The following is a 9,196-nucleotide window of genomic DNA, read 5'->3' as shown; positions in this document are numbered from 1 at the left end:
AGTGGTTTTATCCATAAAAACACTCACATTTTCAAAAACAATATTCTTAATTTTATCTTTTGATTCTCCGCTTACAAACACTCCATTTTCTCCTGTACATTGAATATTAGTAAAATAAATATTTTTGATTTCACCTACTTTTCCTTCTGTTGCACCTTTTGGAAAACGCCAGTTCGCATCTTTATGATTTCCTTTTGCTCTACTGAAAGCCGTTACATAAATTGGTTCTGCTTTTCCCCACCAAGTATCGGTATTCAATTTGCTTTCGATAATAATATTTGAAAAAATAACATCACTTACAGTTCCTTCGTCTCTGTTCTGAATTCCCAAAGCACGATTACTGTTTTTAATGATACAATTGTTGAAAACGACTTGTCTAATTGCATCCATATTTTCTGAACCAATTTTAATCGCACAACTGCTGCTTGTCATAGTACAATTCGTTACCGTAATATTTTCGCACGCGCCAAATTCTTCAAATTCTCTACGGTTTTTTAAACAAATACAATCGTCACCACTTTCGATATAACAATCACTGATTCTAACATTTTTCGAATGATCCAAATCAATTCCATCGCTGTTACGAACTTTTAGACTATTTAATAAAGTAATCCCACTAATGACAACATCGTTACAACCAATTAAATGAACTGTCCAATACGCCGAATTCCCGATATGCACATCTTTGATTCTGATATTTTTTCCTCCAATAATCGTCAAAACGTGAGGTCTTGGGTCTAATACATTAAAAGGCTTCAAAATATACGCATCATCTTCTTCTGCTCCCATAAAAGAAATTCCGTTCCCGTCTATTTTGCCGCTTCCGCTAATGGTAAAATCTTCTATATTTTCGCCACCAATCCAAATCGTTCCTTCGCCGGGATTCGTTCTGAAAGCGCTTTTTGTGTACAGTTTTTCATCTGGACTTGCCAATAATTTAGCACCCGCTTCGATATGTAAATCCACTTTTGATTTTACATCAATTGGTCCAGATAGAAACGTAAATGGCGCCGGAATTAAAACTCTTCCTCCCGTTTTGCTACAAGCATCAATTGCTTTCTGAATGGCTACTGCATCATTGGTTTTTCCGTCTCCTTTGGCTCCGTATTTTTTAACGTCGTAAATCTTTTGTGCCGAAACAGTTAGGGAAATACAGAAAACAAGTAACGCGATTATCGATTTCTTTATCATGATTGTAATTTTTTAGTCTCGCAAAGTCGCAGAGTCGCAAAGTATTTTTCTTAAGATTTTCTTTTAAAAACTTTGCGACTCCGCATCTTTGCGAGCAATTTTTCAAGCTTTTTCTTTAATTTTTCTTTTAATAAACTTTGTGTCTTAGCGTCTTTGTGGCCAACTCTTAATGAGCAGGTAATTCAAATTTATTTTGTTCTGGTTCTATTTTTCTTTTTAAAGCTTCGTTATCCAAATTACTTGACAAAACATCTTTAAAAACAATCTGATTGTTTTTATCTGACGGAATATCAATCTTATTCATAGTTAGATTTTTAACATCATCGAAAACAAAAGCTGGGCGGAAATCTTCTTTATCCAAAATCAATTTAATGTTCTTCATTTCGATTCCATTGACGTGGCGAACGTAAAACCCCCAAGAAGGCAATTCTCCAAACATGGTAAATTCAGGATAACCGTTGATGTTTTCTTTTACATCTTTTAATCGGCTTAACGGATGATACGCCATTCCTTTTGAAGCTCTTCCCGGATATACGATTTCAATATTTTCTAAAGTCACATTTTCAATCGAATGTCCCGGAATTCCAGCAATCGAAGATGGAAACGGATTGTGGAAATAATCTACTTCTGGTCCGCGCATATCATAATCAATATCAGGACGACCAAACGGAATCTGCGCTTTTACATTTTTTACCGATACATTTTTGATGTAACCCGGTTTATCTCCATTTCTATGTCCCAAACGAATTAAAATCGCATTTCCAGTATTTATAGCAGTAATATCTGAAACTTTGATATTTTCGATTTCTGCTCCATCAACCGATTCAATCGCAACCGCCGATCTGAAAGTGTCAAAAACTTTGATATTTTCGATCGTTACATTTTTGAAACTTCCATAAGAACCTGTTCCAAATTTTACGGCATTGGCGCTTGACCTTATCGTACAATTTCCAATGTAAATATTGTTATTGTGCAATCCCGGCATTTCCGATTTTAAACAGATTCCGTCATCTGCAGCGTTTACGTTGCAATTGGTAATTCGGGCATTTTCACAGCCGTCAAGGTCAATTCCGTCATTGTTCCAATAGGCTCTGCTTTCTACTTTCATAAAATCAACTACAATATTTTTGCATGCTCTAAAACACATTGTCCAGCCCGGACTATTTTTTATCGTAATATGAGTCATGGTTACAGAATCACATTTTACAAACGAAATCAGTTTTCCTCTTCCGTCTTCAGGACGCATTCTTCTGTAATTGTATTTTGGATCAATTCGAACTCCTGTATGATGGAGACTATCGATTGCTAAAGCCAATTCTCTTCCTTGCCCATCAATAATTCCTTTTCCGTTTACAGCAATATTTTTAGATTCATTTGCAATAATCAAAGCTCTAATTCCTTCATACTTTGGATAATCATCTGGATTTGTACTTCCTAACAAAGTTGCTCCATCTTCAAAAAATAATTCTACATCATTTTTTAAAACGATACTTCCAGATAAAAAGGTTCCTTTAGAAAAAACAACTTTTCCGCCTTTGCTTTTATTCGCAGCATCAATTGCTTTTTGAATGGCTTTTGTATTTAAAGTTTTACCATCTCCAACTGCACCGTATTTTTTAATATCAAAAACCTTTTGCGCCGAAACGGTCAGCGAAAGGCAAAAGATAATTAAGGTAATTATAGATTTCTTATTCATATTTTTTATTTTTTTGCCACAAAGACACAAAGTCACTAAGTTTTTTTATGTATTTCTTTTAATAAAACTTTGCGCCTTTGCGCCTTTGTGGCAATTCATAAATTTTACCAGAAAACAGTGTACAAAGCCACTAGTATTCCACTGATAATAAACGAACCGACAATAAACTCTGAAGAAACTTTAAACATTGATTTATCAACTTCAATTTCGTGTACTTTAGATTCTACTTCAGAAACCGGTTTTGCTAAACTGATTGCAACCATTATTAAAACAATAATAAAGAAAACAATAGTCATTCGGTCTAAGAAAGGGTAATCTGGGAAAGCGCCTTCTGTCCACATTGGAAGAAATTTTAGAACTGCTGCAAGAGGCACTGTTAATAATGCACCCGCCAATCCAGCTGCTGGAGTTGTTTTTTTCCAGAACATTCCCAACAAGAAAATCGCCAAAACTCCCGGTGAAAAGAATCCCACATATTCCTGAATAAACTGATACGCTTGATCTAATGATTTTAATGCAGGAGCTACAAAAGCGGCAATAATCATACAAACGACCACACACCATCTTCCAGTACGAACCAGTTTCTTTTCTGATGCCTGCGAATTGAAATATTTTTTATAAATATCTAAAGAAAAAATAGTCGAAATACTATTGGCTTTTCCTGCCAAAGAAGCTACAATTGCAGCTGTCAGAGCCGCTAACGCCACACCTTTTAATCCAGCTGGCAATAAATTCATTAAAGTCGGATATGCATGATCTGGTTTTAAAACTCCAGCTGCATCCACCATTTCCTGCTGAAACATTCCGTTTTCGTGCATGACAAACATGGCGATTCCAGGTAAAACAGCAATAATCGGAACCAACAATTTTAGAAAAGCAGCAAATAAAATTCCTTTACGAGCTGTTTTTAAATCGGCTCCTAAAGCTCTTTGAACAATATATTGATTGCATCCCCAATAAGCTAAATTATTGATTAACATACCACCAACTAAAACCGACATTCCCGGTAATTCATTATAATGCGGATTTGATTCTTCTAAAATCATATGTAAATGTCCTGGTGCTTCATCAGCAATAATTGAAAGTGCTTTTAGAATATCTTTCCCAAAACCAAACTGATCCGAAAGTAATGTTAAGGCCAAATAAGTCGTTACTAATCCACCAAGAATCAAAACGATAACTTGAAACATATCGGTATAACCAATTACTTTCATACCACCTAAAGTTACGATTACAGAGAATAGACTCAAGCCGATAACACAAAACTGAAAACTCACTGGCGCAATCGACGAAATGGCCAAAGCTCCCAAATAAATGATAGAAGTAAGATTGACAAATACATAAATCAACAGCCAGATAATTGCCATAATAGTACTCACAGTTCCGCTGTATCTTTTTGCTAAAAACTGAGGCATCGTGAATATCTTATTCTTCAAATAAACAGGCAAGATAAACATGGCCACGATGATTAATGTGGCGGCCGACATCCATTCGTAAGAAGCAATCGCCAGTCCGATAGCGAAACCGGAACCGCTCATTCCGATAAAATGTTCTGCTGAAATATTGGAAGCGATTAAAGAAGCTCCAATTGCCCACCAAGTAAGTGAACCTTCTGCTAGGAAATACTCATTAGAGCTCGTTGCTGCAGTTTTTTTGCTTCTGTAAATATACATTCCATAGGCGGTTACTATGACAAAGTAGATAAAGAAAACAATGTAATCTGCGGTTTGTAATACATTCATAATAGTGTGGTTAGTGTAGTTAGTAAGTAAAATGTATTTTAAAATTTAAGTTTCTAAATTTTTAAAAACCATTTCTTCTTATATAGAAAGTAAAGTAAAATAAGCTGTACCATTGTGACCGATAATGCAGCAAAAAAAGGCTGCCAAATGATCGGTGTAAAATTTATCAATCCACCGAAAACATAATCTGCTGTGTGTTTAAAATCAACTAGACCTTCTGCAGCGATATAAATTAAAATTGAATTGGATCCGATTAATATCAATGGGAAAGCCCATTTATGAAAACCAAACAAATCGATTATCACATAAAAAAAGACAAAAAACAAAATACTGAATCCGCCAACGAAACATACAAACGAACTCGTCCATAAATGTTTGTTGATTGGAAAACTGATATCCCAAATCAAACCTGTAATGATTAGAACAACAGCAGTTAAAGTCATTAAAAGCAATTTTACATTGATTGAAAAAGGACATTTTGCCTTTAAAAATGTCCCGACAAAAACACCTAATAAAGCTGTTGAAATAGCTGGCAGAGTTGAAAAGATTCCTTCAGGATCGTAAACCGTACTGTGTAATCTTCCTGGTAATAGCAGACGATCAATATATCCTTCCAATGAACCTTCTTTGGTTAAAACTCCTGCTCCAAAATCTGGAACCGGAATCCATTTCATTGCAACGTAGTACCCAATCAAAATGCCGATAAACCAAATCAGTTGTTTTTTTACATCAAAATTCAAATAGATAATTCCAGCAAAAAACCAAGCCAAACCGATTCTTCCTAAAACACTTGCCAAACGCGTGTTATCAAAACCATCAAATCGTAATAATCCATTCACCACAAATCCAAGAACCAATAAAATACAGGTTCTTCTCAGCATTGATAAATATATTTTTCGTTTTTCGTTTGATGGTAAATCTTTTGCTGATTTTACGCCTGCCAATTGTATTTTCTTCTCAAATGAAAAAGGCATCGAAACTCCAGCAACAAACAAAAACACTGGAAAAATCATATCATAGAATGTAATACCATTCCATTCCGCATGATGCAGTTGCGATGACATCCAGACAAAAACAGGAATTGGCGCAGCTTTGGCCAAAGCATGAACAATATGTTCGCCACTCATGATCCAAAACATCACAAATCCGCGCAGTGCATCTAAAGAAATTAATCTTCCGCTTGTAGTGTTACTCATTTTAGTTTTCAGTTTTCGGTCTCGGTTTTCAGTTAGTTTTTTAGTATTCAGTCACAGTCGCAGTTTTCAGTGCTAAGTGTGACTGAAAACCGAGACTGAAAACTAAACTTTATTTAAGTTAAAGTGGTTTAATAATAAATCCGTAGCTGTACTCGCTTTGGGTTAAGGTATATTGTTCGTGTGGCGGTAATCCCCAGCTGTTGTCTCCTCCTAATCCGCGTTGGGTTAAGTCGACACAAACTACAACTTCATTTCTCGGAGTAATGTCGCTGGAATGAATATTCTTTTTAGAAATTCCTCCATCAAAATCACTCGGATAATTATTTAAAGTACTCATACCTAAAGGCTGCAGACCTTTTATTTCCAAGCCATTTCCTTTATTGCTTGACAATTTAAACCAGCGTATATCCGTCTTGTATCCATTTTCTTGTGGGCGTGTATAAGGCACATATTGGTCTGCAACTTTACTAGTATAAATTCCTTTTAGAGACGATGTTTTTCTGTCTGGATAATTTTCCAACGGCCCTCTTCCGTAATAATCCAGATTTTCTAATGTGTTTTTTAAAGTGAAAATCATTCCGAAACGCGGTAATTCTGGTAACGGATTATTTCCTTTTTTATAAGAAGCCTGAATTTCTAAAGCACCGTCATTTCCTAATGCATATTTGATCGTATAATCGGAAGCAACATCGTTCAATTTTAATTTTGCAACGATGTATTTCTTGCCGTTTTCTTCTGTTTGTTGAATACTTTCCAACGAAGTATTTTTTCCAGCCGTTCTCCAAACATTGGTTCTAATCTGCATTTTATTTCCAATATCATTATCGGTTGGAGCTCTCCAGAAATTCGGTTCTGGATATTGTTTGAAATATTCTTCCCCTTTTAAACTGTAATACGAAATCAATCCCGTCTTTTTACTTATGTTAACAGTTACATTCTCAGAACCTAAAACAAATTGCTCCTTTTCATCTTGAACTTTTGCTGTATTTGTTTTCTCCGTTTTTGTGAAATATTTATCATCTTCAATTACGAATTGTTCTTTGGCAATTTCGAAGTTCTGAGGCAATAATTCTGAACCTGTTTTGGTATTCGCAAAAACATTCAATAAATATTCTGCTCCTTCTTTTGATTCTAATTTTGGCAAATCAATTTTGAACTGTTTTTTAGATTTTGGCTCTAAAGCAACATTCAAAGTTCCTTCTTTAATTACTTTTCCATTTTCTAAAACTTCATATCTAAAGTTGTATTTGTTCAAGTTGGTGAATCCAAAATCGTTATTGATTTCAATAATTCCGTTTTTAATGTCAACCGCTTTGAATAGGATATTCTGATAGACTTTCTTCACTTCAAAAGCACCTGGATGTGGTGTTCTGTCGGCATAAACTAAACCGTTGTGACAGAAGTTTTCATCATTTAAATAATTCTGACTTCCCATGTCTCCTCCGTAAGCCCAGTATTCTCTACCCGCTTCATCTTTTCTTTTATAACCTTGGTCAACCCAATCCCAGATAAATCCACCTTGCATATTTTTGCTTCCGCGAATGATATCCCAATATTCTTGAAAGTTTCCGCTACTATTTCCCATCGCATGCGAATACTCACACATGATATACGGACGACTCACTTCTTTTCGTGCCGCATATTCTTTCATGTATTCAATCGTTGGATACATTGGGCAAACGATATCCGTATTTTCGTTTTCTTTTGCCTGCTCAAACTGCACCAAACGGGTATTATCTCTTTTTTTAATCCATTTATATGCTTCGTGAAAAACTGGTCCGTTGGCACTTTCATTTCCTAATGACCAGATAATTACAGAAGGCATATTTTTATCTCTTTCAACCAAACTGTAAATTCTGTCCAAATGTGCTTCTCTCCATTCTGGAAGAAAACCTGGATTCGTTTTTGGATTCATCCAAATTAACGGCTGTCCTTCTACTCCCATTCCGTGGCTTTCGATATTGGCTTCATCCACCAAAAACAAACCGTATTTGTTACAAAGTTTTACCCATAAAATATTGTTCGGATAATGACTGCAACGAACTGAATTAATATTCAGTTGTTTCATCATTTTGATGTCTTTCATCATCGTCGCTTCGTCCTGATAATGTCCTGTTTCTGGATTATGTTCGTGAATATTAACGCCATGAACCATTAATCGGACTCCGTTTACCAATAATTGGCTTCCTTTTAATTCTACTTTTCTAAAGCCAATCTGTGTTCCAACGGTTTCTACAATATCTCCTTTTGCATTTTTTAAAGTCAGAATCAACGTGTATAAATTAGGCGCCTCACTGCTCCATAATTTTGGACTCGATACATTTTGAGCAAAATTTAAAGTCTGAGTTTTTGAAGCCTCTACATTGACATTCAATTCTTTTACAAATACATTTTTCCCAGAAGCATCAACCAGTTTGGCAACTAATTTTTGATTGTTAACCGAAGTTGAAGTCAGATTTTTTAAACTCACATCCACACTTAAACTTCCGTTTTTGTATTTCGCATCTAAATCTGGTTTGGCAAAAAAGTCTGAAATGCGAACATTAGCTGTACTGTACAAATACACATTTCTGTCAATTCCAGAAAGTCTCCACATATCTTGATCTTCCAAATAAGAACCATCACTCCATCTGTATACTTCTATTGCCAAATCATTTTTCCCAGGTTTTAAATATTTAGAAATATCAAATTCTGCTGGACTTTTAGTGTTTTCGGTATAACCCACTTTTTGACCGTTTACCCAAATATACATGGCTGAAGTTCCCGCTTCAAAATGCAGAAAAACATGTCGGCCATTCCAGTTTTCTGGCAACACAAAATCTCTTTTATAAGATCCAACTGGATTATCCCAATGATTGATAAAAGGCGGATTTTTTTCGAAAGGATACGTGATATTGGTATAAATTGGCACGCCATAACCATTCAGTTCCCAGTTTGAAGGTACTTGAAGTTCTTTCCAATGCAACGTACTGAAATCCGTTTTATAAAAATCCTTTGGGCGTTCGTCTGGCGTTGGCGACCAAGAAAATTTCCATTTACCGTTTAACGAAAAATACCACGGTGAATTCTCATATTTATCAATTATAACAGAATTTTCATCTGCATAAGGAAGAAAAGCAGCGCGAGCTGGTTCTCTGTTAATTTGAAATACAAGTGGATTTTCCCAATCATTACGGTCTTTTTCTTGAGCCGAAACAACTGCAACGCAAAGTTGTAATAGGCTTATAAAAAATATTTTCGTTTTGGTTATCTGCATTATTTTGGTTTTAGATAGCTGACAATTATTTTTTAACACATAGAAACATAGTTTTTCTTTGTAGAAAAAGACATTTCATTTCATTACAAAAAACATAGCTATGTGTGGGAAACTA

The 9,196-nt window shown here is 35.2% G+C and carries 5 protein-coding genes; all 5 read right to left on the bottom strand.

The features are described 5' to 3' along the window. On the bottom strand, positions 1-1,191 hold a 1,191-nt coding region (locus VGE71_RS15490; RefSeq protein WP_331139154.1), incomplete at its 3' end, for a glycoside hydrolase family 28 protein. 166 nt (positions 1,192-1,357) lie between these two features. Continuing rightward, positions 1,358-2,887 carry a glycoside hydrolase family 28 protein gene (locus VGE71_RS15485; RefSeq protein WP_331139153.1) on the bottom strand — a complete coding sequence of 510 codons (1,530 nt, stop codon included), beginning with the start codon at positions 2,885-2,887 and terminating at the stop codon, positions 1,358-1,360. Between the two features lie 104 nt (positions 2,888-2,991). Beyond that, the gene (locus VGE71_RS15480; RefSeq protein WP_331139152.1) at positions 2,992-4,629 is read right to left on the bottom strand and encodes a sodium/sugar symporter; all 1,638 of its coding nucleotides are present in this window, start codon (positions 4,627-4,629) and stop codon (positions 2,992-2,994) included. Between the two features lie 53 nt (positions 4,630-4,682). Continuing rightward, a complete protein-coding gene (locus VGE71_RS15475) occupies positions 4,683-5,825 on the bottom strand; it encodes a DUF5009 domain-containing protein (RefSeq protein WP_331139151.1) in 1,143 nt (380 codons plus the stop codon). A 118-nt stretch (positions 5,826-5,943) separates the two neighbouring features. Next, entirely contained in the window at positions 5,944-9,081 is a 3,138-nt protein-coding gene (locus VGE71_RS15470) for a glycoside hydrolase family 2 TIM barrel-domain containing protein (protein WP_331139150.1), read from the bottom strand. Positions 9,082-9,196: the final 115 nt, after the last annotated feature.

The organism is Flavobacterium sp., from assembly GCF_036405015.1.
Lineage (GTDB): Bacteria > Bacteroidota > Bacteroidia > Flavobacteriales > Flavobacteriaceae > Flavobacterium.
Note: the sequence above shows the minus strand (reverse complement) of the source record. Positions and strands in the feature narration are given on the sequence as shown.